Genomic DNA, 21,824 nt, shown 5'->3' on the forward strand with positions numbered 1-21,824 from the left:
CGTCAGGGGGCCGGGGCGGCGGCGCCCAGGAAGCGCTCCTGCCAGTAGGCGATCTCCACCGGCGAGGTCTCTACCCGGCGGCCGCGCCCGGGGGCGTGGATCATCTGGCCGTCGCCGCGGTAGATGCCCACGTGGCTGGCCTTGCCACCCCCGCTGGTATCGAAGAACAGCAGGTCGCCGGGACGGGCGCGATCCACTTCCGGCAGGGCCCGGAACTGGTCATCGGCGGTGCGCGGCACGGGGATACCGGCGGCCTGATAGGCCAGCTGCACCAGTCCCGAGCAGTCGACACCCGAGGTTGTATTGCCGCCGAAGCGGTAGGGCGTGCCCAGGGCGCGCTCGGCGGCGGCCAGGATCAGCACGCGGTCGATGGAGAGCCCCTCGTGTGCCGGCGGGTCCTCCACCGCTAACTCCTTGCCGGCACAGCCGGCGAGCAGGGTGAGGGCGACCATCAGCAGCCACACCCGCCAGAGATCACGAACCGGCATGCGAATCGCTCCTTGCAGTGGATATCCCCCTACATTAGCGCTGGCCGCCACTGGTGGGGAAGTCATGCTGGGGAAGGCCGCGGGAAGCGCCTGGAAAAGTGCCACCATCATCCCCATATCCGAGCGTACATCCACGCATCACAAGGAGTCACCATGAGCTTCCAGGGTGAGCAGCATCCCGGCGTAGAGTCTCCCACCCCCGAGTCCCAGGGCTTCCGCCTCAACCACACCATGCTGCGGGTCAAGGACCCCGAGAAGGCTCTGGCCTTCTACTCGCGGGTATTCGGCATGTCGGTGGTGCGCCGCCTCGACTTCGAGGAGATGCAGTTCTCGCTCTACTTCCTGGCCCGGCTGGAGCAGGGTGATGACGTGCCGGAGGACGCCGGCCAGCGCACCGTCTGGACCTTCAGCCAGAAGGGGCTGCTGGAGCTGACCCACAACTGGGGCACCGAGGAGCAGGCCGACTTCGCCTACCACGACGGCAACGCCGAGCCTCAGGGCTTCGGCCATATCTGCTTCAGCGTGCCGGATCTCGACGCCGCCGAGGCGTGGTTCGACGCCAACGATGTCGAGTTCGTCAAGCGCGCCGACCAGGGCAAGATGAAGGATGTGGTGTTCGTGAAGGACGCCGACGGCTACTGGATCGAGGTGGTCCAGGCCGATCGCCTCGCCGCCATGGGTGACTGAGGGCGCGCCACTGGCCAGGCGCCGCCTGGGGGTGGCGTTTTTGCCATCCACGCTAGTGGGCGATAAGGTCATGCCCGAATCCATGCATGGCATGACCTGCCAAGGAGACCCGATGAACCTGTCCCGTCGTCCCCTTACCCTGGCCCTGGCCGGCGCCCTGCTGGCTGCCCCGCTGACCTGGAGCAGCGCGGCCCTCGCCGAGGAGCCGGCCCAGGTGCGCTTCTCCGTGCCCGCCTGGCCCGGGGTTACCGTCAAGACCGCCCTGGCCGCCCAGCTGCTCGAGACGCTGGGCTATGAGGTGAGCCAGGAGGAGCTCGGTTCCACCATCACCTACGAGGCCCTCACCCAGGGCGAGCTGGATGCCTTCCTTGCCGCCTGGCTGCCGGGCCAGCAGGGCATGTACGAGACCACCATGGAGAAGGACGTGCTGGTCGACCTGGGCAACAACGTCGATGGCGCCCGCCTGGGCTTCGCGGTGCCCACCTATGTCTATGAGGCCGGCGTGACCTCCGCCGAGGATCTGGCCGACGAGGAGTTCGCCGAGAAGCTCGAGCGCACCATCTACTCCATCGAGGTAGGCTCCGGCATGAGCGAGATCCTCAACGGGGCGGTGGACGACGACACCTACGGCCTCGGCGACTGGACCCTCTCCGAGACCTCCACGCCGGGCATGCTCAGCGCAGTGGACTTGGCGCTGGACCGCGAGGAGTGGATCGTCTTCGCGGGCTGGACGCCGCACTGGATGAACATCGAATACGACGTCAGGTACCTGGAGGACCCCGAGGACATGTGGGGGCCGGACCAGGGGCGCAGCGACGTCAAGACGCTGGTGACCACGGACTTCTCCGAGTCCAATCCCAACGCTACCCGGCTGCTCGACCAGTTGGTATTCAGCGCCGACGACCAGAGCGCCATGATTCTCGGCTTCAGCTACGAGGAGCGCGAGCCCGAGGAAGTCGCCCTGCAGTGGCTGCGCGACAATCCCGAGCGGGTCGAGGCCTTCCTCGAGGGCGTGACCACCCGTGATGGCGAGCCGGCCTGGCCGCTGGTGCAGCAGGCGCTGGAGATTCCCGACGCCTGATTTCGCGACATTGGCTCGCAATGAGACGAGGCCGCCCCGGTAACGGGGCGGCCTCGTTACTGTCGGGGAGCATCGCTCCTCACGCGAAGGCGTAGACGTCCATGGCCAGCACACCGTGCTCCACGCTGTGGTGCAGGCGTCTGCCCGGCCCGCCGGCGCCCAGCGCCACCAGCAGTGGCTGGAAGTGCTCCGGTGTGGGATGGTTCTCGCGGGCCTTGGGGCCCTGCTCCCAGGCCAGCAGTGCGTCGCGGTCGTCCGCCGTCAGGCGCACCTCGACCCAGTCGGCGAACTCGCCGACCCAGGGCGGCATCTCGGCATCCAGCGGCAGCATCTCGTAGAGGTTGTGGGTCAGACTGCCGGAGCCGATCACCAGGATATCCTCTTTCCGCAAGGCGGCGAGCTTCTCGCCCAGGGCCAGCAGCTCGGCGTTGGACCACTGCATCGGCAGCGACAGCGAGACCACCGGCACCTCGGCGGCGGGGAACATCAGCGACAGCGGCACCCAGGCGCCGTGATCCAGGCCGCGTTCGGTGGGTACGGCGTTGAGCTCCCGGGCCAGACGCCTGGCCAGTTCGGGCTCGCCGGGGGCCGGGTACTGCACCTCGAAGAGCTCGCGGGGGAAGCCGCCGAAGTCGTGGATGGTCTCGGGGCGCTCGCTGGTACTGACCAGCAGCTGGCGGCTGGCCCAGTGGGCCGACACCACCACCACGGCGCGGGGGCGGTAGTCGCGGCCCAGGTCACGCAGGAAGGCGTGGGCCGGGGTCTCGGTCAGGGCCAGCATCGGCGAGCCGTGGGAGATGAACAGGCTAGGCAGCATGGCGAGCTCCAGGGCGTGGGAATGCCCTCAGGGTAGCGCGTCGGGCCGGCCATCTCGATAGCAGGCTTATAGGATTATCGTCCATCAATAGCCGGTCATCTCCAGATAGCCCACCCCCAGCCTTTCGCCGCCATCATGGTCGCGGGCCACCACCTCGCCCTCCCAGTAGGGCACCGTGGTGTCCATCCAGCGCTCGGTGTGGGGCGCCTCGACGATCAGGTCGAGATCCTCTTCGGGCACTTCCAGTCGCCAGCGGGTGGGCACCTCGCGTCCCGCCACCGGGGAGGTGGCCAGCGGGGTCATCGCCAGCGCCTGCGAGGCCAGCGGGCGGGTGGTGCCGTCTGCTGCGATCCAGCTGCCGGAGCGGTAGTCGCCGCCGTCGTCGCCACCGCCGCGCAGGCGGAAGGCCATCAGCCGGCGGCCGTCGTCCAGGTGCAGCGAGAACCAGTCCCAGCCCGCCTGGTCGGGGCTCAGCAGCTGGCTGCTCCACTCGCGGTCGAGCCAGCCCCGGCCGCTGACCGTGTGGGTCTCGCCGGCCAGGGTGACCTCGCCCTCGATGCGCCAGAAGGGCTGGCTGTAGTAGTGCGATCCCTGGCCGTCGGCAGCCTTCTGGCTGAAGCCGTCACGGCCATGCAGGACCAGCGGCCCCTCGGCGGTGAGCGTGAGCCGGTAGCCGAGGCGCGCCTCGCCCTCGCCCTCGAAGGCGGTGAGGGTGAGCCGCTCGAAGGTGTCGGCGCCGGGCTCGGTCACCTCGCTTGCCAGTTCCCAGTCGTCGAGCCAGGCGTGGAAGGGGGATGCCACCGCACCGGCCTGGCCGTCCGTCTGTTGGAAAGGTGCCGCCGAGTGGCTGCGGGCGAAGCGCTCCGCCACGCCGTGCTGTGTGCCCCTGGAGACCGCCATGTGCGCCATCCACAGCTGGTCGGCGGCCCAGGGAGTGGGATCGGGGCGCTCCTCCGGCGGCGCCAGCGCCTGGCGGAATAGGGTCCACTGCAACCCCAGCGGCTCGCCGTGCTCATCCTCCAGGTTGGCGGTGAGGTACCACCACTCGATGCGGTAGTCGGGGTGGGCACCGTGATCCTCGGGGAAGCGCAGTGTGGTGTCCGGGCCGGCCTGCACGAAGCCGGCGGTGCTCTCGCCGAGCCCGGCGAAGCCGGCCCCCGAGCGCTCGGGTGGGGCCTCGTCGCAGCCGGCGAGGGCTACCAATGTGCCCAGCAGGGCGGCCGGCAGCAGGGCGCGCCATGGGGCGGCATGCTTGGTCGCTCGTGGCATCATCCTGCCTCCTCGGCCAGCAGGGCCCGGGGCGGGGTGCGCCACAGGCGCAGCGCCGGCAGTGCCGCGGCGAGCAGCGCCACCGCCACGGCCGTTCCCAGGGTCAGGGCGATCTCCCCCGGGAAGAGGTGCAGCGGCAGCCGCCAGCCGAAGGCCGCCACGTTGATCACCGCCACCAGGCCCCAGGTGATGGCGATACCCAGCGGCACGGCGACCAGGCCCACCGCCAGCGCCGCTCCACCCAGCTGGGCGAGCTGGACGCCCAGCAGCTGGCCTCTCGGTACCCCCAGAGCCCACAGCGGTGCCAGCCGTCGGCGGCGCTCACGGGCCTGGGCCAGCAGGCTGGCCAGCAGTGCCAGCGCCGCCACCGCCAGGGTCAGGGCGTTGAGTGCCCGGGTGATGGTGAAGGTGCGTTCGAAGATGCCGGTGGCGATGCGCTTGACCTCGCCCTGGTCACGCAGGGCGTCGCGGCCCAGGGCGAATTCACTGCCCAGCGCCGCGCCCAGGGCCTCGTCGTCGGCACCCGGGGCCAGCACGATGCCGATGGAGTCCGGCGGTGCCGAGAAGCGCCTGCCCAGCTCGGCGGCGGTCATCAGCACCTCGCCGCGAGGGTTGCCGTAGTCGGGATAGATCGCCGCCACGGCGAGCGCCTCCCCGCCGCCCGGCGTGGCCAGAGTCAGGCGGTCCCCGGGGGCGATGCCCTCGGCGACGGCCAACTGCTCGTTGATGAAGGCCCCGCCCTCACGCAGTGACGCCCAGGCCGCGTCCACGCCCCGTTGGGTTTCCAGCAGCGGCCAGGTCGGCGTCAGCCGTTCGCCCGGGGTCAGGCCGAACAGAGACACCGGGCGGGCCAGCGGGTGCGAGGCCCCCTCGGCTTCCAACGCCAGAAGGGTGCTCTCACCATGGCGGGTGACCAGGCGCTCGGCCACCTCGGGGCGCTCGCCCAGCCAGGCGTGGACCGCCGCGAAGCGCTCCGCCGGGGGATCCAGGTAGAGGTCGGCCACCAGCCGCTGGTCGAGCCACTCCAGGAAGGTCAGGCGGAAGCCCCCCACCATGCTGTTGACCCCGAGGCTCGCCGAGAGCGCGATCAGCAGCGCCATCAGCGCAAGCGACAGGCGCGGCAGCTGCAGCTCGAGGTCGGCCAGGGCCCACTGGGCCAGCGGGCGGCGTCGTGCCAGCCGGGCAAGACCCGCCAGGGCTGCCGCCAGCAGCGGCGGCAGCAACAGCGCGCCCACCAGCAGCAGGGCCGCCATCAGCACGAAGCCCGCCGCCAGCCCCTCGCCGGCGGGCTGCCGTGAAAACCAACCCCACACCGCCAGGCCGGCCACCGCAATCACCGCGCCGGCCAGGGTCATGCGCCCGAGCTGGCGCTGATAGCCGCTGCGCCACGCCTGGGCGCGGCCCAGGTCGAGCACCGACAGGCGCGCGGCCCGCCACAGCACGCCCGAGCCGGCCAGCAGCAACCCACTCAGGGTTACCGCCAGTCCGCCGAACCAGTAGTGCCAGGGCAGGCGCAGCTCCACGCCTACCCCGGCGCCGTAGAGGCTGCCCAGGGTAGCGGCCACGTCGGGTAGCAGCGCCCGGGCCAGCCAGACGCCGCCGGCGATCCCGGCCAGGGCGCCGACCACGCCGAGCAGCACCAGCTCCAGGGCCAGGCCCGTGACCAGGGTGCGGCCGGAGACCCCCAGGGCACGCAGGGTGCGCAGCATCTCCAGGCGCTGCTCCAGGGCCAGGCCCAGGGCCGCCTGGACAATGAACAGGCCGACGATCAGCGCCAGCAGCGCGAGTGCCGTCAGGTTGAGGTGGAAGCTCTGGGTCAGCTGGCCCGGCGAGACCAGGGTGGTGGCGCGGGCCAGCGCCAACCCTGGTGGTGCGGCATCCAGGGCCCCCGGTGCGGAGACCAGCCGACTCAGGGTCTCGCCGCTCTCCAGCAGAGTCGCGGCGGCGGCGATATCCATCACCAGGGTCTGCGGCGGCAGCGAGGGGGCGAGGCTCAGCGGCGGCAGCCGGCCCGTCGCCAGGCGCGGGGTCGCACCCTGTGCAGCATCGCCATCGAGGCCCAGGCTGGGCAGGGTGTCCGGGGCGAGGCGGGTCTGCCATGGCGGTGACAGGAAACCGGTGAGCTCTACTGTGCTTCCGGCAGTGGCGAAGGCGCTGTCGCCGGGCAGGGTCAGGGGGTCGATGCCGATCAGCGTCAGCCGCGTGCCGTCGGGTGCGCTGAGCTCGCCCTCCAGGAGCGGCGAGACCAGCACTCCCTGGCGGCGCAGGGTGAGGAAGTCGTCGCGCGTCAGGGGCTTGCCGTCGAGGCGCTCCAGGCGGTCCAGCCCGGTGGTGAACAGCGCCTCGGCGCGGGCGTAGCTCTCCTTCGCCGACGCATTGATCGCCTGGACGCCGCTCCACAGGGCACTGGCCACCCACAGGCCCAGCAGCAGCATGGCCAGCTGGCCGGGGTGGCGGCGATAGTGGGAGAGCAGGGTGGTGAGCAGCGTGACGAACTGGGTGGCCATCACGATGACGCCTCCTCCGCGGCCTTGTCCGCCGAGGTCAGCCGGGCACGGGAGAGTACCAGGCGGCGATCCAGCGGCGCGGCGATGCGCGGACTATGGGTCACCATCAGCAGCGCACAGCCGGTCTCGTGGACCAGCGACAGCAGCAGTTCCAGTACCTCGCCGGCGGTGGCCTCGTCCAGGTTGCCGGTGGGTTCGTCGGCCAGCAGCAGCGGCGGACGCCGCGCCAGGGCACGGCCGATGGCCAGGCGCTGCTGCTGGCCACCGGAGAGCTGCTCCGGGTAGCGGCCCTCGAGTCCCGCCAGGCCCAGCCGCGCGATCAGCTCGGCCGACCAGGCGCTATCTTCGAGGCTGGCCAGGCGGGCCTGCAGGCGCAGGTTGTCGAGTACCGTCAGGCTGGGCACCAGATGGAACTGCTGGAATACCAGGCCCAGCGACTCCCGGCGCAGGCGTGCCCGCTCGGGCTCGGCGAGGGTCGAGATCGCCCGGCCCCCCAGGCGCACTTCGCCGGCATCCGGCAGGTCGAGCCCCGCGGCCAGGTGCAGCAGGGTCGACTTGCCGCTGCCCGACTCCCCCATCAGCGCCAGGCTTCGGCCTGCCTCCAGGGTCAGGTCGACCCCGGCGAGCACCTCGAGGGGCCCCTGGGGCGTGGCATAGGCCTTGTGGACCTGGCGGAACTCGAGCATGGCGGCCTCCCTGGCAACGGTAGGCTCGATTTTCCCATAAAAGCCACGCAACTCGAAGGTGGTTCAGTTCTGGCCTGCGACTCAGGTGTCGTGGCCATGCCCCTCGGCGTCGTGCTCCTCATAACCAGGCTCGGCCAGGGCGTCGTGAAGGGTGTTGAAGTTATGGCGTATCATGCCGAGCCAGGTGCTGGCCTCGCGTCCGATGTGCACTCCTGGGTGGCCTTCGGCTGCGTTTCCCCTGACGAGACGAGCTGTGCGCCTGTTTGGATCTGCTTGGGACAGTTTACTACTTCGCCAGCTACTCTCGGTTTTGCCGGCGGGGTCTATCCGAGAACAACTTCGTAGGTTTACATACTTGGATCCAGGAACGGCAAGTCGTTCACCGATCGCTTCATACGGGCAGGTGAACGCATGCCCAGCGATCGCACTCCCTTCGATCTGGAGTGCCAGACCCAAAGGACCGAACCTCGCCTGATCAATCAGGCAAGGCCACAGACGAGCGGTATAATGGGGCGCTTGAACGTCCGCATCAGCGGCTTGCTGGCGACTCGGAAGATCTGGCGCAGACATGTACAATCAAGATACCCTGCATAAGGTGCTGCACCATCATTCGCCGGTCATAGGGATGCAGGGATGGCAAGCCAATCGACCTGAATTATTTTATAAGCGGGTGGTCCATCACGTGAGATCCAACACCAGTGTGTAATTTTTAAATCATAATTATGCTGCGGCCATATACAGATGAATCTGAAAAAGAAAAGAGTTACTCTGGAAGATGTCGCCAAGAGAGCTAATGTGTCGTTAGGTACGGCTTCTAAGGCTCTTTCATCACCAAATAAAGTCAGAGAAAAAACCTTGAAAAGGGTTATGGATGCAGTCGATGAAATGGGTTACGTCCGCAATGGCGTTGCGCGATCGCTTGCCTCTCGAAAAACATGGCGTGTAGCGGTAGTGTATCCAACACTGAAAAATCCAATGTTCTCGAATTCGATAGACTCCTTACAGCAAAGTCTATTAGAAATGGGGTATCAGCTGGTTATCGGCAGCCACGAATATAACCAAAAGCGCGAAGTGAAAGTCCTTCGTGCTTTAGTTGAAAGTGGCGTTGATGGCGTGATTCTCGTAGGTACGGATCATGACGATGCCGTGTTTCATATGCTGGAAACATACGGAACCCCCTATTTGATGATGTGGTCGACTGACGAAACGAATTACCCACATACAATTGGGTTCTCGAACCGTCAGGCCGCCTATGGAATTGCACGATACGTAATTGCTAAGGGGCATCGTAAAGTGGCACTCTGCGGCGGCCCTGTAGAGGGGAACGAGCGCTCAAGACAGCGGCGTGCGGGTTTTCTCGAAGCTCTCAAGGAGGCGAACATCTCAGTAAAGCCTCAGTGGCTCATCGAAGCACCATTCTCGCTTGATGGTGGGCGTGAGGCGATCATGCGATTGATTGAGGCCGGTGAGCTGCCTACGGTGATGATTTGTGGCACTGACCTGCATGCTATTGGTGCTATCCATCAGTGCCAGTTGAGCGGTATCGACGTTCCGGACAGATTGTCGATCACGGGCTTCGACGACATTGAGTTTGCTAGTGCCATGAGCCCTGGATTGACAACGGTAAGGGTACCGATGCATCACATCGGTGTGGAAGTTGCTCGAGCCATTGTAGCGATCATCGATGACGAGGGGGCGGCCGAAGCGCTTGAGCTGGAGACGAGGATCGTCGAACGTGAGAGCTTGAAGCATCTCAAGGATGGCGAAGCTGCCGGATGATACCAAAGGCTAATATCGGCAACAGGTCCACATCTGCTATCCCTTAAAAAATCAGATCTAAGGTGACTATCACCTTTTTTTTGAGGCCTAAAATGAAGCGCTTCATTTTTTTGCAAGAACAATGAAGCGCTTCATTCTGCGGCGGCTGATGCTGCGGGAACGCGGTAAACCCCCTCGATGAGGACGATAACGGGATGCATGAGAACTACATCAATGGCGAGTGGGCCGGGGCTAGTGAGGTCAATCGCAACCTGAATCCTTCCGATACGCGCGATGTGGTGGGTGAATACGCCCGCGGCGATGACGCTCAGGCTCAGCAGGCTATAGATGCCGCCAGCGACGCCCTCGAGACATGGGCCACATGGACATCCGAGGCTCGTGCCGATGCGCTCGATCGGATTGGTGACCGCATCCTCGCCGACAAGGACCAGCTTGGTGAGCTATTGGCCCGAGAAGAGGGCAAGCCGCTGGCCGAGGCGATTGGTGAGGTCACCCGTGCCGGACGGGTGTTCAAGTTTTTTGCCGGCGAGGCCATTCGTTTCGGCGGCGAATTTCTGCCCTCGGTCCGTCCTGGCGTCAGTGTCGAGGTGTCGCGGGAGCCCGTTGGCGTAGTGGGGGTCATTACACCGTGGAATTTTCCGATTGCGATTCCCGCTTGGAAGATTGCTCCGGCCTTGGCATATGGCAACAGTGTGGTGTTCAAGCCCGCTGATCTGGTACCCGGCTGCGCTTGGGCGCTGGCGAGCATCATCGATGAAGTCGGTGGGTTTCCCAAGGGCGTATTCAACCTGGTGATGGGCCCCGGCTCCAAAGTGGGAAATGCGTTGGTCACCTCGCCGAAAGTTAATGCGATCACCTTTACGGGGTCTTCGGAGACAGGTAGGAGGATCGCCGCCGAGTGTGCCGTCCGCGGCGCTAAGCTCCAGTTGGAAATGGGTGGCAAGAATCCACTAGTGGTCCTGGATGATGCTGATTTAGAGCTAGCGGTTTCTACGGCAATTAATGGCGCCTTCTTCTCCACCGGACAGCGCTGCACGAGTTCGAGTCGCCTTATCGTCGAGAAAGGCATTCATGATAGCTTCGTCAAACGCATGCGTGAAGCCACTCAGGAACTGAAGGTGGGCAACGCTCTGCATCCCGATACCCAGATCGGACCGGTCGCTTCTCAGGCGCAACTGGATCAGGACTTAAGCTACATCGAGGGAGCCAAGCGTTCCGGTTGCCGGCTCGAGGCTGGAGGCGAGCGTCTGTCATTGGAAGCACCGGGCTATTATCTGACTCCAGCCCTTTTCTCGCAGACTCGTAACGACATGCTGATTAATCGTGAAGAGGTCTTTGGCCCCGTAGCAACTGTGATTCAGGCAGAAGACTACGAGCATGCACTGATATTAGCAAATGACACTATTTATGGTTTGTCGTCTGGTATCTGCACCCAGTCGTTGGCGCGCGCAACACACTTCAAGCGCCACTCCGGTGCGGGGATGGTGATGGTCAATCTGCCGACGGCGGGTGTCGATTACCACGTGCCTTTTGGAGGGAGAAAAGGGTCGAGCTATGGACCGAGAGAGCAGGGGAGTTACGCCAAGGAATTCTTTACAAACGTGAAGACGAGTTACACGCTGGCTCAGGGAGTTTGATGTGGAAATTACTGGAAAAACGAAAATTTGCGCCATCATCGCAGACCCAATTCAGCATGTGAAAACACCGCAGGGTATAAATCGCCTATGCGAGGAGGCGGATAAAGATGCCGTCATGGTTCCGGTGCATGTCTCAAGCACAGATCTCATTTCAGTGGTGAATGGCTTCCGGACGATGCAGAACCTGGCTGGATTCGTCATTACCGTGCCCCATAAGACGGCCGTGGCAAAGCTGTGCGATGAACTCAGCGAAGATGCCGAGCGGATGGAGGCGGTCAACGTCATTCGGCGTAGTCCCGGTGGCAAGCTGTATGGCGCTATTCTCGATGGCAAGGGATTTGTGGCAGGGCTTCGCGAGGAGGGCATCGAACCCGAAGGACGCTCTGCCTATCTGGTTGGGGCCGGTGGGGCGGCCAGTGCCATCGCCTATGCCTTGGCCGAGGCGGGAGTCAGTCGCCTGACCCTAGCCAACCGCACCCAGGAGAAAGCCGAAGCGTTGGGGAAGCGACTCGGGAAGGCTTACCCGGCACTGCCCGTGAGCTTAGGTGGGCGAGACCCTAAAGGCCATGATCTCGTTATCAACGCCACCTCACTGGGATTGAAAGAGGGTGATCCGCTGCCGCTGGACGTCGAGAGCCTGACGGAAGAGCAGATCGTGGCTGAAATCATCATGGAGCCCGCGGAGACATCTTTGCTGAAAGCCGCCAAGAGTAAAGGCTGCACCGTTCAGTACGGGCTTCCAATGCTCAAGAATCAACTCAAACTTATGGCCGAGACGATGGGGCTGTGAGCCATGTTGCGACCACTCGACAAGCGGCAACGGGAAGCTTGGTGTAATGGGTAAATACGATTACGTCATCGTGGGCGGTGGAACGGCGGGCTGCATACTGGCGAACCGGCTAACGGAAGATGGTAAGTACAGCGTGCTACTGCTAGAAGCCGGCGGGCATCCGCGGAGCCCTTGGATCAAGATTCCGGCGGGCTTCAGCAAGCTCTTGACCAACAAGACCTATAACTGGCGCTTCGAGTCATGCCCGGAGGCCGCCACCAGGGAGCGCGTGATCGCCATTCCACGCGGCAAGGGGCTGGGCGGTTCCACCCTGATTAACGGCATGATCTACGTACGCGGCCAGCCGAACGACTACGACCGGTGGCTCGACGAAGGTGCCGCCGGATGGAGTTGGCAGGATGTCGAGCCTTACTTCAGGAAGCTGGAAAACTTCGCCGAAGGCGGAGCGTCCCGGGGCAAGTCGGGCCCGATGTACCTGGAGCGCGTCAAGGAACGGTTCCCCATTTCCGATGCGTTCCTGGCAGCCGCCGCCGAGGATGGCCAGCCGTTCAATAAGGATTACAACGCAGCGGATCAGGAAGGGGTCGGCTATTACCAGGTCACGCAGCGCAACGGCCAGCGCTGGAGCGTCGTGGACGGCTACCTGAAACCGGCGATGGCGCGCAGCAACCTGACGGTGTCGACCGGCAGCCGAGTGCTGCGCATCGAGCTCGACGGAAGCCGCTGCACCGGTGTGACCTACGAGCGTGACGGAAAGCGTGAAACCGTGGCGGCGGCCCGGGAGGTGGTCCTGTGTGCAGGAGCCGTTCAGAATCCCCAGATCCTGGAGCTGTCCGGCATCGGCAATCCCGACGTATTGTCAAAGGTCGGCATCGAACCCAGGATTGAGCTGACTGGCGTCGGTGAGAATTATATCGATCACTATGCCACGCGCATGAATTGGCGAGTGCGCAACACCGTCACGCTCAATGAGATGTCACGCGGGCTGCGGCTGACGAAAGAAGTGGTGAAGTACTTCACCAGTCACAAGGGCATACTGACCCTCGGTACGGGTCTAGTTCACGGTTTCGTCAAGACGCGGCCGACATTGAGTTCGCCAGACGTCCAATTCTTCTTCGTGCATGCCAGCTACGCCAATGCGGCGACTCGCGTTCTGGATCGGCAGCCTGGAATGACGATAGGCGTCACGCAGTTGCGCCCGACATCGAAGGGTAGCATTCATATCGAAAGTGCCGATCCGGCGGCGGCTCCGTCGATAAAGCCCAACATGCTGGCGACGGAAAAGGACTGCCAGACACTGGTGGATGGCATGAAGGTGGCTCGTAGAATCATCGAGCAGCCGGCCATGCAACAGTACGTGTCGCATGAAATGTCTCCGGGCAAGGAAGTGCAAACCGACGAGGAGTGGCTGGAATTCGCCCGGGAGAATGGGCAAACCATTTACCACCCGATTGGGACCTGCAGGATGGGTGACGGCGATGACGCGGTCGTAACCCCGAACCTACTGGTAAAGGGCGTGGAAAAACTGTCGATTGCCGATGCTTCCGTGATGCCGGCGATGGTGTCGGGTAATACCCAGGGCGCCGTGATGATGGTGGCCGAAAAGGCAGCCGATCTGATTCGTGGCAGGGCTGAGTAAGCATAAAGTATGAAGATGAAAGTGCTTGTGGTAACGCCGAGTGGTGTTATTTTAAAAGCATAAAATGAAGCGCTTCATTTTCTTTGGCCTAATTTGCTTTGAAGCGTTAGTTGAATATTACAATAAAGTGGAGGAATCATGACCCGTAGAACGCAGACAAAAGCGATGAAGCAAGTCAAGGCTCGGCAGCCTGGCGGACCCGATGTACTGAGTGTCGTTGAGGGTGAAGTTCCGGTACCAGGGCCACGCGAAATTCTCGTCAAGGTGGCAGGTGCCGGTGTCAATCGTCCCGATGTGATGCAGCGCATGGGGGGTTATCCGCCGCCTGCTGGAGCGACAGATGTGCTGGGACTGGAGATCAGTGGTCGCGTGGCAGAGGCGGGCAGCGAGGTGTCACGCTACTCGGTCGGCGATGCTGTGATGGCGCTCGTGGCCAGCGGCGGATATGCCGAGTACGCCGTGGTGGACGAGCGTAATGCACTGCCCGTACCAGCGACGATGACCCTAGAGCAGGCAGCGGCGGTTCCAGAAACCTTCTTCACGGTGTGGACCAACGTATTTCAGCGCGGCGGGCTCAGGCAAGGTGAGACGTTCCTGGTGCATGGTGGAACCTCCGGGATCGGCACGACGGCTATACAGCTAGCCAAAGCTTTCGGGGCGAACGTGATCGCCACGGCGGGAAGTGAAGAAAAGTGTAAGCAGTGTCTCGAGCTTGGGGCAGCCCATGCGATCAACTACAAGACTCAGGATTTCGTGGAGGCGGTGAAAGAGATCACCGGTGGGCGCGGTGTCGATTTGACCATCGATATGGTTGGTGGTGATTACCTCAATCGCAATATGGAGTTGGCCGCCAACGAGGGACGCATCGTGCAGATCGCCGTGATGAAGGGGCCCGAGTCGACCATCAATGCCTGGCTGTTGCTGGCCAAGAAGCTGTGGTTGACGGGGTCGACGCTGCGAGCGCGCTCCATCGAGCAGAAGCAGGGCATTGCCGAGGAGCTCGAGGCCCGCGTCATGCCGCTGTGGGAGGAGGGGCGCTGCCTGCCGGTGATCGACTCCACCTTCGCCATCGACGATGTGGTGGAGGCGCATCGCCGAATGGATGCGGACCACATCGGCAAGATCGTGCTGACTTTCGAATGACAGGGGGCCTCATGGGCAGGATCGTTGCCGATGGCATCGTCGATGCGCTGGAGCGTCACGGTGTCAGCGAGATCTTCGGCCAGAGCATTCCGTCGAAGGTATTTTTGGCGGCCACCGCAAGGGGCATACGGCAGGTAGGGTATCGCACTGAGAATGCCGGAGCGGCAATGGCGGATGCCTATGCGCGGGTTTCCGGCAAGGTAGCGGTCGTTGCGGCGCAGAACGGCCCGGCTGCTGCACTGCTCGTGCCCGGCCTTGCTGAAGCTTTCAAGGCGTCCATTCCCGTGGTGGCCTTGGTGCAGGACGTGGCCGTACGCAGTCGCGACAGGAACGCTTTCCAGGAACTCGATCACTTCCGTCTCTTTTCCGGGGTAGCCAAGTCGACTCGACGCATCGAGTCGGCCGGTCGCGTGGATGATGCCATCGACATGGCTTTTGTCGAGGCCGCCTCGGGTAGGCCAGGACCGGTGGTTCTGCTGGTGCCGGTGGACATCATCGACGAGCCGGCCGGGGAGGAGGCTACGGCTTCCCCACGCCGCAATAGGTACGGGCGTTACCCCTTGGACAGGACGTTGGCGGACCCGGGCGCGATTGCCGGCGCGGCCGATCTGATCGCGTCGTCGCGCAGGCCGGTCGCCATCGTGGGCGGTGGTGTGCATACCGCCGGCGCTTACGCGGAAGTGGAAGCGCTTCAGAACCTGGGCGTGCCGGTGGCCACCACTGTGATGGGCAAGGGCGCGGTCGATGAGACCTCGCCGATGTCCGTCGGCGTGGTGGGTTACTTCATGGCGGCGCGCAGTCGCACGGAACGGCTGCGCTTCGTGGTTGAGGAGGCCGATCTCGTCCTGCTGGTGGGCAACCGGACCAACCAGAACGGCACCGACAGCTGGAGCCTCTACCCCGAGGGAGCGACTTACATCCACATCGATGTCGATGGGTTGGAAGTCGGCCGCAACTATGAGGCTACGCGTCTGGTCGGCGATGCCAAGTTGACCCTTGGGGCCCTGACGCAGGCACTGGGCGAGCGCGATCTGTCGGCCATGCAGAGCTGGTCGGCGACGGTGTCCGAGCGAATCGCTCACGAGCATGCCGCCTTCGACCGACGCCTGGCCGAGGCAGTGACGCTTTCCGCCACGCCGATTCGGCCGGAGCGCATCCTGCGTGACCTGGATGGTTGCCTGGATAGCAACAGCCTCGTGGTGGCGGATGCCAGCTACTCCTCGATCTGGGTGGCGAACTTCCTGACGGCCAGGAACCCCGGGCGGCGTTTCTTGACCCCCAGAGGACTGGCGGGTCTCGGCTGGGGCTTGCCCTTTGCCTTGGGAGCGAAAGCGGCAATGCCGGATGCGACGGTGCACTGTGTCACCGGTGATGGAGGCTTTGGACACGTCTGGGCCGAAATGGAAACGGCGGTGCGCATGCAACTACCGGTTATCATCACGGTGCTCAACAACCAGACGCTCGGTTATCAGATGCACTCCGAACTGGTGCTTCACGGGGACTACACCGATATCTGCCATTTCTCTCACGTAGACCATGCAGGCATTGCCAATGTCTGCGGGGTACGAGGTGTCAGGATTACGCATCCTGACGATTATTTGGTTGAGATGAGGAGGGCCATTGACGACAAAGTACCCACGTTACTGGAAGTCATGATCGATCCAGATGCATACCCGCCAATCACGAGCTATCAAGGCAGCGAAATGCTGCCGAAAGCCAACGCATAAAAAGTGAGTTACACAGTAACAATCAGGAGCATATGACCATGAAATACAATCACAAATTCCGCCGCACTGTCATCAGCAGCGTCATTGCGACAGCCCTGCTTGGTAGTATCTCAGCCCCTGCCTTCGCCGAGGTGAAATTCGGAGCGCTCTATCCACTGAGCGGTGGACTGGCTCTTCTCGGTGAAGAAAGCTATCGCGGCCTGGAGCTGGCAGTCGACCAGATCAATGCGAATGGTGGCGTCCAGGGCGAGACCGTCGTTCTCGAGACGGGCGATGCCGTGGACAACAACCAGGCGATCGGCGAAGCACGACGGCTGATCTCTCGTGAAGACGTCAAAGCGATCTTCGGTACCTATGCCTCTTCACGCTCTATCGCCGCCTCTCAGGTGGCCGAAATGAGCAAGGTGCCCTACTTCGAGCTGGGTGCCGTTGCCGACGATGTCACGGAGCGCGGCCTAAACTACGTATTCCGTACCAACCCGACTGCCTATCACATGGCAGAGACCATCATCGACATGCTGGTCGAAGGCATTGCTCCCGAACTCGGGGTCGACCCGACCGAACTGCGCATCGGCATCATCCATGAGGATTCCAACTACGGCTCGTCGGTGGGCAAACACCAACGTGCGTTTGCCGAAGAGCATGGCCTCAATATCGTAATGGAAGAGCATTATCCGGCGTCAACCGTGGATATGTCTTCCATTGTTCTATCGTTGCAAGATGAAGAAGTCGACGTCGTTCTGCAGACCTCCTATCAGGACGATTCGGTTCTGTTCCTTCGCCAGGCCAATGAGCGCGATTATCGTCCCAAGGCGATCATCGGCGGCGGCGGTGGTTACTCGATGACGCCGACTGCCGAGGCAGTGGGGCACGATGTGATCGACGGTGTTTACGATGTCGACTTCACCCAGTACAACATCGACCCGGAATTCGCTCCCGGCATCGAGGACTTCGTGGCTGCCTATGAAGAGAAGTACGAGGAATCTCCCCGCTCTGGCCACTCCTTGATGAACTACGCCGGAGCCCTGGAACTGCTGCGTGCCATCGACGCGGGTAGCGGGTTCTCCGCCGATGAGATCAAGGAAGCCGTGCTGGCGATGGACGTCCCCGTTGGTGGAACGGCAGCCGGTATCGGCATCAAGATCGGTGAGAACAACCAGAACGAGCGTGCCAGCATGATGGGTATGCAATGGCAGGATGGCGAGTTGGTTACCGTTTATCCGGAAGGCGCCAGCGTTGCCGATATGCGGACTAGTCAATAATAACCCCGAGGTTACCAAATGGAATTAATTATTAGCCTTGTCGTCAATGGGTTAATGCTTGGTAGCCTTTATGCCATGGTCAGCGTCGGTTTGACGCTGATCTTTGGCATAACAAAGGTTATCAACTTTGCTCATGGCGAATTCATGATGATAGGGATGATGCTGACTTACATCGTATCGACCTATCTCGGCATTCACCCCTATTTGACGCTGGTCTTCATCGTTCCCTTGTTGTTCGGGTTGGGCATATTCGTTCAGAAGTTCCTGATCGAACCGCTGAAGGATTCGGATGAGCACATCCAGATATTTGCGACCGTCGGCCTGTCGATCGCGATGATAAACCTGGTGTTGATGATCGCGGGTTCCGATAATTTCAATACGCCGTCCAGCGGCATGCGCCATACCTTGGGCTTGGGACCGGCAACGATTTTGACTGGACAGATCGTCATCATGCTGTGCTCGATCTTCATGGTGGGTGGGCTGCATCTGTTCCTGACTCGAACGCAGATGGGACGTGCCATTCGAGCCACCGCTCAGAACCGCAATGCTGCGCAGCTGATGGGCATCAACGTGTCGCGCATCAATATGGTGACCTTCGGTATCGGTATAGCTTGCGTCGGTGTCGCTGCCGTTCTGCTTTCTCCGTTGTATCCCGTCAATGCCCAAACGGGGCAAAGCTTCGTCCTGATTGCTTTCGTGATCGTCGTCATGGGAGGGTTGGGCAGCATCACTGGAGCTTTCTTTGCCGCTTTGATCATTGGCCTCGTGGATTCTTTTGCCGGTTTCTATCTGGGGTCGTCACTGAAGGATGTCGCGGTGTTCGGTATCTTCCTGCTGATCCTGATATTCCGCCCGTCCGGGCTGTTCGGCAAGGCAAGAAAACTGGCACACGTGTCTTGAGAAATGCTGTGGCGTCACCGGAGAAAGTGTCATGAACGATAAGACGATATCCTCTGCACCGGCGAGGAGTCATGGGGGCGGTATGCAATGGTTTCTCAACAAGAAGATACTGTTCTTCATTACCCTGGCCAGCTTGATTCTCATCCCGATAGGTGTCGGCGATGATTACATCTACCATATCTTCATCACCATCTGTCTATTTGCCGGGCTGTCGACCGCCTGGAACATCGTGGGCGGCTATGCGGGGCAGCTCTCGCTAGGGCACGCAATCTATTACGGCATCGGCGCCTACACGGGAATGCTGATGCTCAACGCGGGCGTTTCTCCCTGGATCAGCATGTTCGTTGGGGCCATTCTTGCCGCCGGGGTGGCGGTCGCCATCAGCTACCCCTGCTTCAAGCTGCATGGGCCGTTCTATGCTCTTGCCTCCATTGCTTTTCTCGAGGTCTTTCATGTCATTTCGCTGAACTGGGCCGGCCTGACGGGCGGTGCCAATGGCGTGATGGTGCCCCTCGAGATGGGCTGGAGCACCATGATCTTCACGGAGCGGCTGCCTTCGCTGGTGATCGTATTCGGGTTGATGTCGTTTGCCCTCGCCATTGCTTGGGCGATCCGCCGCAGCAAGCTGGGTTTCCAGTTGATTGCCACTCGTGAGCGTGAATCGGCTGCAAGGGGGGCCGCGATTCGCACAGTGCATGTGCGGTTGTATGCGGCGGCGATTTCCGCCGGCCTCACGGCCATGCTCGGGACTTTCCATGGTTCGTACCTGACGTTCATCGAGCCCGAATCGGCATTCAATCTGACGTTTTCCATTCAGATCGTTCTGTTCGCCCTGGTGGGTGGGCTGGGCACCATTTTTGGTCCGCTATACGGTACGATTCTGCTGGTGCCCATCACGGAGCTGGCCCGTGGCTGGCTGGGTTCCAGTGCCATCGGCCTGCATGGGTTCGTATACGGGGTCGTACTGATTCTGGTGGTGCTGTTCATGCCGGATGGCATCATGAGCCTCATCCAGCGCTACCTGCCGACTTCCCGGATTCGCCGATTCGACACCAGCGTCGAGAGCCCCGTCGATCACGTTCACCTGGACGACATAAGGAAACCCGAGCGCCCGCCGGTCGGCGATGTGGTGCTCAAGGTCGAACATCTCGACAAGCACTTCGGGGGCTTGCACGTCACCAACGATGTCTCCTTCGACCTGCATAAGGGGGAAGTGTTGGGGATCATCGGGCCCAACGGTGCAGGCAAGACCACGGTCTTCAACATGATTTCCGGCTTCTTGCGTGCTGACTCCGGTTCGGTTGCGGTGCTCGGCGAGGACGGCCACTTTATTTCCCCGAAAACGCCCGGTGCCTTTGCCAGGAGCGGTGTCGGCCGGACCTTCCAGATCGTTCAGCCTTTCGCGGCCATGACGGTGGAAGAGAACATCATGGTGGGTGCCTTCCATCGCTTCCGATCGGTAGAGCAGTGTCGCAAGGCAGCACGTGAGATCGCCTACGAACTCGGGCTGTATCGCTTCCTGGACGAAGAGGCCAGAAATCTTCCCATTGGCGGCCTCAAGCGCCTCGAGGTGGCCCGTGTCATGGCGATGCGTCCGCGTATCCTGCTGTTGGATGAGGTAATGGCCGGCATCAATCCCGCCGACCTCAGGGAAGCCATCGAACTGATCAAGGTGATTCGTAACAGCGGCATCAGCATCATTGCCATCGAACACGTGATGCAGGCCGTCATGGAGCTCTCGGACCGCGTGATCGTGATCAGTTCCGGCGAGATTCTCGCGCAAGGCAAGCCGGAGGAAGTGGTGAAGAACGAGGCTGTCATTGAGGCCTATCTCGGCAAGGAGGCGTCCGATGCTGCGACTGAATAATGTGACGGCTGGCTATGGTGCTACCACGATCCTGCACGATGTCTCGTTGGAGGTGAACGAAGGTGAAGTCGTCACCATCGTGGGGGGTAACGGTGCCGGCAAGACGACTACTCTGAGAACGGTGTCCGGTTTGATCGAGGCCACCGCCGGGAGCATCACCTTCGAAGGCGAGGACATTACCCACTTTCCGGCGCATCAGGTGGTGAACCGCGGGATCACGCTTATCCCCGAGGCGCGTCAGCTCTTTCCGGAAATGACCGTGCTCGAGAACATCCAGATGGGCGCTTATCGTCCGGCGGCAAAGTCTCGATACGACCAGCGACTGGAAGAGGTGTTGACACTGTTTCCCCGCGTGAAGGAGCGCCTTCATCAGCAGGCGGAATCGCTGTCGGGCGGTGAGCAGCAGATGGTTGCCATCGCGCGTGGGATGATGGCCTGTCCCAAGCTGATGATGTTCGATGAGCCCTCCCTGGGGCTGGCGCCGATCGTGGTCTCCCAAGTCTTCGAGGTGGTCAAACAGATTGCCGAGAGCGGCACGACGGTGCTGATCGTCGAACAGAACGTGAATCAGACGCTCAAGGTCGCCGACAGGGCCTACGTCATCGAGAATGGAAGAATCGTGATGGATGGCCAGGCGCAAGAACTGATGGGCGATGACCACATTCGAAAAGCATATCTGGGGATTTGAGACATGGTTTTAGAGAGTTCCTTACGCTATAGACCCAGCCATGCCGGTCGACATGTGCTCGTCACCGGCGGTGGTGCCGGAATTGGCAGGGCCATTGCCATGGCGTTTGCGTCGCGTGGTGCCAATGTCTCGGTCATGGACTGGTCGGTCGACAGCGCCCGAGAGGTTTGCGATGCCATCCGGGAAGCGGGAAGGGGCGATGCCTATCCGTTGTCGGTCGACGTTTCCGATTACGCCGCGGTTGAACGCGGCGTGAGAGAGGCGGAAGTCCACTTTGGCGCCCCCGTCGATAGCGTGGTCAACAATGCCGGGATATCTCCCAAGCATGGCGGCCTGCCGGCCTCCGTCTGTGACATGGCGCCGGAAGAGTGGAATCAGGTGGTGGGGGTCAATCTGACGGGGGCGTTCAATACCATCCGCGCGGTGGGTGATGGCATGCGTCGTGCGCGGCGGGGCCATATCGTCAACATGTCCTCCGTTGCCGGCAAGACCCACTCGCCGGTGGTGGCGTGCCATTATGCGGCGACCAAGTCAGCCATCATCGGCTTCACCAAGCACCTGGCCGCCGAACTGGGGCCTTACGACATTCGCGTCAATGCGATTGCCCCGGGCCGGATCGAGACGCCGATGGTGCTTGCGGTGGATGCTGCTATCAACGATGAGCAGGTTCGCCTGACTCCGCTCGGTCGTCTGGGCAAGCCGGCTGAAGTCGCGGACCTGGCGCTGTATCTGACGTCGGACGAGTCGAGTTTCGTCACGGGACAGACCATCGATGTCGCCGGTGGGCTTTACATGACTTGATACAGCCTTCCGGACGATCTAGCACGCGCGACTGCGATGTCGTGCTTCCCCTTGCC

The 21,824-nt window shown here is 62.4% G+C and carries 19 protein-coding genes and 1 pseudogene; 14 read left to right on the forward strand and 6 right to left on the reverse strand.

Annotated features, from left to right (window positions below):
- Positions 1-2 precede the first annotated feature (2 nt).
- A complete protein-coding gene (locus tag ACJ7IV_RS01195) occupies positions 3-488 on the reverse strand; it encodes a C40 family peptidase (protein ID WP_483865434.1) in 486 nt (161 codons plus the stop codon).
- Between the two features lie 153 nt (positions 489-641).
- Here ACJ7IV_RS01195 and gloA point away from each other — a divergent pair, with 153 nt between their 5' ends.
- Both gloA and ACJ7IV_RS01205 read left to right on the forward strand, forming a co-directional pair.
- Positions 642-1,175 (forward strand): lactoylglutathione lyase, encoded by a 534-nt coding sequence (gloA, locus tag ACJ7IV_RS01200; protein ID WP_483865435.1) that lies wholly within the window; start codon positions 642-644, stop codon positions 1,173-1,175.
- A 112-nt stretch (positions 1,176-1,287) separates the two neighbouring features.
- Positions 1,288-2,256, forward strand: coding sequence for an ABC transporter substrate-binding protein (locus tag ACJ7IV_RS01205; RefSeq protein ID WP_483865436.1), 969 nt, complete (start codon positions 1,288-1,290; stop codon positions 2,254-2,256).
- Positions 2,257-2,335: 79 nt separating this feature from the next.
- Here ACJ7IV_RS01205 and ACJ7IV_RS01210 read toward each other — a convergent pair whose 3' ends face one another.
- The 5 genes from ACJ7IV_RS01210 to ACJ7IV_RS01230 all read right to left on the reverse strand — a co-directional run bounded on the left by ACJ7IV_RS01210 (position 2,336) and on the right by ACJ7IV_RS01230 (position 7,745).
- The gene (locus ACJ7IV_RS01210) at positions 2,336-3,073 is read right to left on the reverse strand and encodes a DODA-type extradiol aromatic ring-opening family dioxygenase (RefSeq protein ID WP_483865437.1); all 738 of its coding nucleotides are present in this window, start codon (positions 3,071-3,073) and stop codon (positions 2,336-2,338) included.
- Positions 3,074-3,157: 84 nt separating this feature from the next.
- Entirely contained in the window at positions 3,158-4,345 is a 1,188-nt protein-coding gene (locus ACJ7IV_RS01215) for a lipocalin-like domain-containing protein (RefSeq protein ID WP_483865438.1), read from the reverse strand.
- Complete coding sequence (locus tag ACJ7IV_RS01220) at positions 4,342-6,849, reverse strand: FtsX-like permease family protein (RefSeq protein ID WP_483865439.1); 2,508 nt, start codon at positions 6,847-6,849, stop codon at positions 4,342-4,344. Before ACJ7IV_RS01220 ends, ACJ7IV_RS01215 begins: the two co-directional genes overlap by 4 nt.
- Positions 6,849-7,535 (reverse strand): ABC transporter ATP-binding protein, encoded by a 687-nt coding sequence (locus ACJ7IV_RS01225; protein ID WP_483865440.1) that lies wholly within the window; start codon positions 7,533-7,535, stop codon positions 6,849-6,851. The genes ACJ7IV_RS01220 and ACJ7IV_RS01225 overlap by 1 nt, the downstream gene beginning before the upstream one ends.
- Before the next feature lie 81 nt (positions 7,536-7,616).
- Entirely contained in the window at positions 7,617-7,745 is a 129-nt protein-coding gene (locus ACJ7IV_RS01230) for a hypothetical protein (RefSeq protein WP_483865441.1), read from the reverse strand.
- A 156-nt stretch (positions 7,746-7,901) separates the two neighbouring features.
- Between ACJ7IV_RS01230 and ACJ7IV_RS01235 the strand changes: the two are divergent.
- The 12 genes and pseudogenes from ACJ7IV_RS01235 to fabG form a co-directional block, all read left to right on the forward strand.
- Positions 7,902-8,241 (forward strand): annotated as a pseudogene (locus tag ACJ7IV_RS01235) (IS481 family transposase); the annotation flags it as partial.
- A gap of 35 nt (positions 8,242-8,276) precedes the next feature.
- Positions 8,277-9,314: a LacI family DNA-binding transcriptional regulator gene (locus ACJ7IV_RS01240; protein WP_483865442.1), complete on the forward strand. Its 1,038-nt coding sequence runs from the start codon at positions 8,277-8,279 to the stop codon at positions 9,312-9,314.
- Between the two features lie 194 nt (positions 9,315-9,508).
- A complete protein-coding gene (locus tag ACJ7IV_RS01245) occupies positions 9,509-10,951 on the forward strand; it encodes an aldehyde dehydrogenase family protein (RefSeq protein ID WP_483865443.1) in 1,443 nt (480 codons plus the stop codon).
- Position 10,952: 1 nt separating this feature from the next.
- Positions 10,953-11,741 carry a shikimate dehydrogenase family protein gene (locus ACJ7IV_RS01250; protein WP_483865444.1) on the forward strand — a complete coding sequence of 263 codons (789 nt, stop codon included), beginning with the start codon at positions 10,953-10,955 and terminating at the stop codon, positions 11,739-11,741.
- A 46-nt stretch (positions 11,742-11,787) separates the two neighbouring features.
- The gene (locus ACJ7IV_RS01255) at positions 11,788-13,380 is read left to right on the forward strand and encodes a GMC family oxidoreductase (protein WP_483865445.1); all 1,593 of its coding nucleotides are present in this window, start codon (positions 11,788-11,790) and stop codon (positions 13,378-13,380) included.
- A gap of 138 nt (positions 13,381-13,518) precedes the next feature.
- Positions 13,519-14,523 carry an NAD(P)H-quinone oxidoreductase gene (locus ACJ7IV_RS01260; protein WP_483865446.1) on the forward strand — a complete coding sequence of 335 codons (1,005 nt, stop codon included), beginning with the start codon at positions 13,519-13,521 and terminating at the stop codon, positions 14,521-14,523.
- Positions 14,524-14,534: 11 nt separating this feature from the next.
- Positions 14,535-16,250, forward strand: coding sequence for an acetolactate synthase catalytic subunit (locus ACJ7IV_RS01265; RefSeq protein ID WP_483865447.1), 1,716 nt, complete (start codon positions 14,535-14,537; stop codon positions 16,248-16,250).
- A 38-nt stretch (positions 16,251-16,288) separates the two neighbouring features.
- On the forward strand, positions 16,289-17,512 hold the full coding sequence (locus tag ACJ7IV_RS01270; RefSeq protein ID WP_483865448.1) for an ABC transporter substrate-binding protein: 1,224 nt from the start codon (positions 16,289-16,291) through the stop codon (positions 17,510-17,512).
- Between the two features lie 18 nt (positions 17,513-17,530).
- Positions 17,531-18,412 carry a branched-chain amino acid ABC transporter permease gene (locus tag ACJ7IV_RS01275; RefSeq protein WP_483865449.1) on the forward strand — a complete coding sequence of 294 codons (882 nt, stop codon included), beginning with the start codon at positions 17,531-17,533 and terminating at the stop codon, positions 18,410-18,412.
- A gap of 31 nt (positions 18,413-18,443) precedes the next feature.
- Entirely contained in the window at positions 18,444-20,279 is a 1,836-nt protein-coding gene (locus ACJ7IV_RS01280; protein ID WP_483865450.1) for a branched-chain amino acid ABC transporter ATP-binding protein/permease, read from the forward strand.
- Positions 20,263-20,967 (forward strand): ABC transporter ATP-binding protein, encoded by a 705-nt coding sequence (locus ACJ7IV_RS01285; protein WP_483865451.1) that lies wholly within the window; start codon positions 20,263-20,265, stop codon positions 20,965-20,967. The genes ACJ7IV_RS01280 and ACJ7IV_RS01285 overlap by 17 nt, the downstream gene beginning before the upstream one ends.
- Positions 20,968-20,970: 3 nt before the next feature.
- Entirely contained in the window at positions 20,971-21,768 is a 798-nt protein-coding gene (gene fabG, locus ACJ7IV_RS01290) for a 3-oxoacyl-ACP reductase FabG (protein ID WP_483865452.1), read from the forward strand.
- The last annotated feature ends 56 nt before the right edge of the window (positions 21,769-21,824 follow it).

It is taken from the genome of Halomonas sp. C10-5 (genome assembly GCF_057169305.1).

Coding starts and splice junctions, on each gene's coding strand:
- ACJ7IV_RS01195 (WP_483865434.1), bottom strand. CDS start 488: ATGCCGGTTCGTGATCTCTGGCGGGTGTGGCTGCTGATGGTCGCCCTC.
- gloA (WP_483865435.1), top strand. CDS start 642: ATGAGCTTCCAGGGTGAGCAGCATCCCGGCGTAGAGTCTCCCACCCCC.
- ACJ7IV_RS01205 (WP_483865436.1), top strand. CDS start 1,288: ATGAACCTGTCCCGTCGTCCCCTTACCCTGGCCCTGGCCGGCGCCCTG.
- ACJ7IV_RS01210 (WP_483865437.1), bottom strand. CDS start 3,073: ATGCTGCCTAGCCTGTTCATCTCCCACGGCTCGCCGATGCTGGCCCTG.
- ACJ7IV_RS01215 (WP_483865438.1), bottom strand. CDS start 4,345: ATGATGCCACGAGCGACCAAGCATGCCGCCCCATGGCGCGCCCTGCTG.
- ACJ7IV_RS01220 (WP_483865439.1), bottom strand. CDS start 6,849: ATGGCCACCCAGTTCGTCACGCTGCTCACCACCCTGCTCTCCCACTAT.
- ACJ7IV_RS01225 (WP_483865440.1), bottom strand. CDS start 7,535: ATGCTCGAGTTCCGCCAGGTCCACAAGGCCTATGCCACGCCCCAGGGG.
- ACJ7IV_RS01240 (WP_483865442.1), top strand. CDS start 8,277: ATGAATCTGAAAAAGAAAAGAGTTACTCTGGAAGATGTCGCCAAGAGA.
- ACJ7IV_RS01245 (WP_483865443.1), top strand. CDS start 9,509: ATGCATGAGAACTACATCAATGGCGAGTGGGCCGGGGCTAGTGAGGTC.
- ACJ7IV_RS01255 (WP_483865445.1), top strand. CDS start 11,788: ATGGGTAAATACGATTACGTCATCGTGGGCGGTGGAACGGCGGGCTGC.
- ACJ7IV_RS01260 (WP_483865446.1), top strand. CDS start 13,519: ATGACCCGTAGAACGCAGACAAAAGCGATGAAGCAAGTCAAGGCTCGG.
- ACJ7IV_RS01265 (WP_483865447.1), top strand. CDS start 14,535: ATGGGCAGGATCGTTGCCGATGGCATCGTCGATGCGCTGGAGCGTCAC.
- ACJ7IV_RS01270 (WP_483865448.1), top strand. CDS start 16,289: ATGAAATACAATCACAAATTCCGCCGCACTGTCATCAGCAGCGTCATT.
- ACJ7IV_RS01275 (WP_483865449.1), top strand. CDS start 17,531: ATGGAATTAATTATTAGCCTTGTCGTCAATGGGTTAATGCTTGGTAGC.
- ACJ7IV_RS01280 (WP_483865450.1), top strand. CDS start 18,444: ATGAACGATAAGACGATATCCTCTGCACCGGCGAGGAGTCATGGGGGC.
- ACJ7IV_RS01285 (WP_483865451.1), top strand. CDS start 20,263: ATGCTGCGACTGAATAATGTGACGGCTGGCTATGGTGCTACCACGATC.
- fabG (WP_483865452.1), top strand. CDS start 20,971: ATGGTTTTAGAGAGTTCCTTACGCTATAGACCCAGCCATGCCGGTCGA.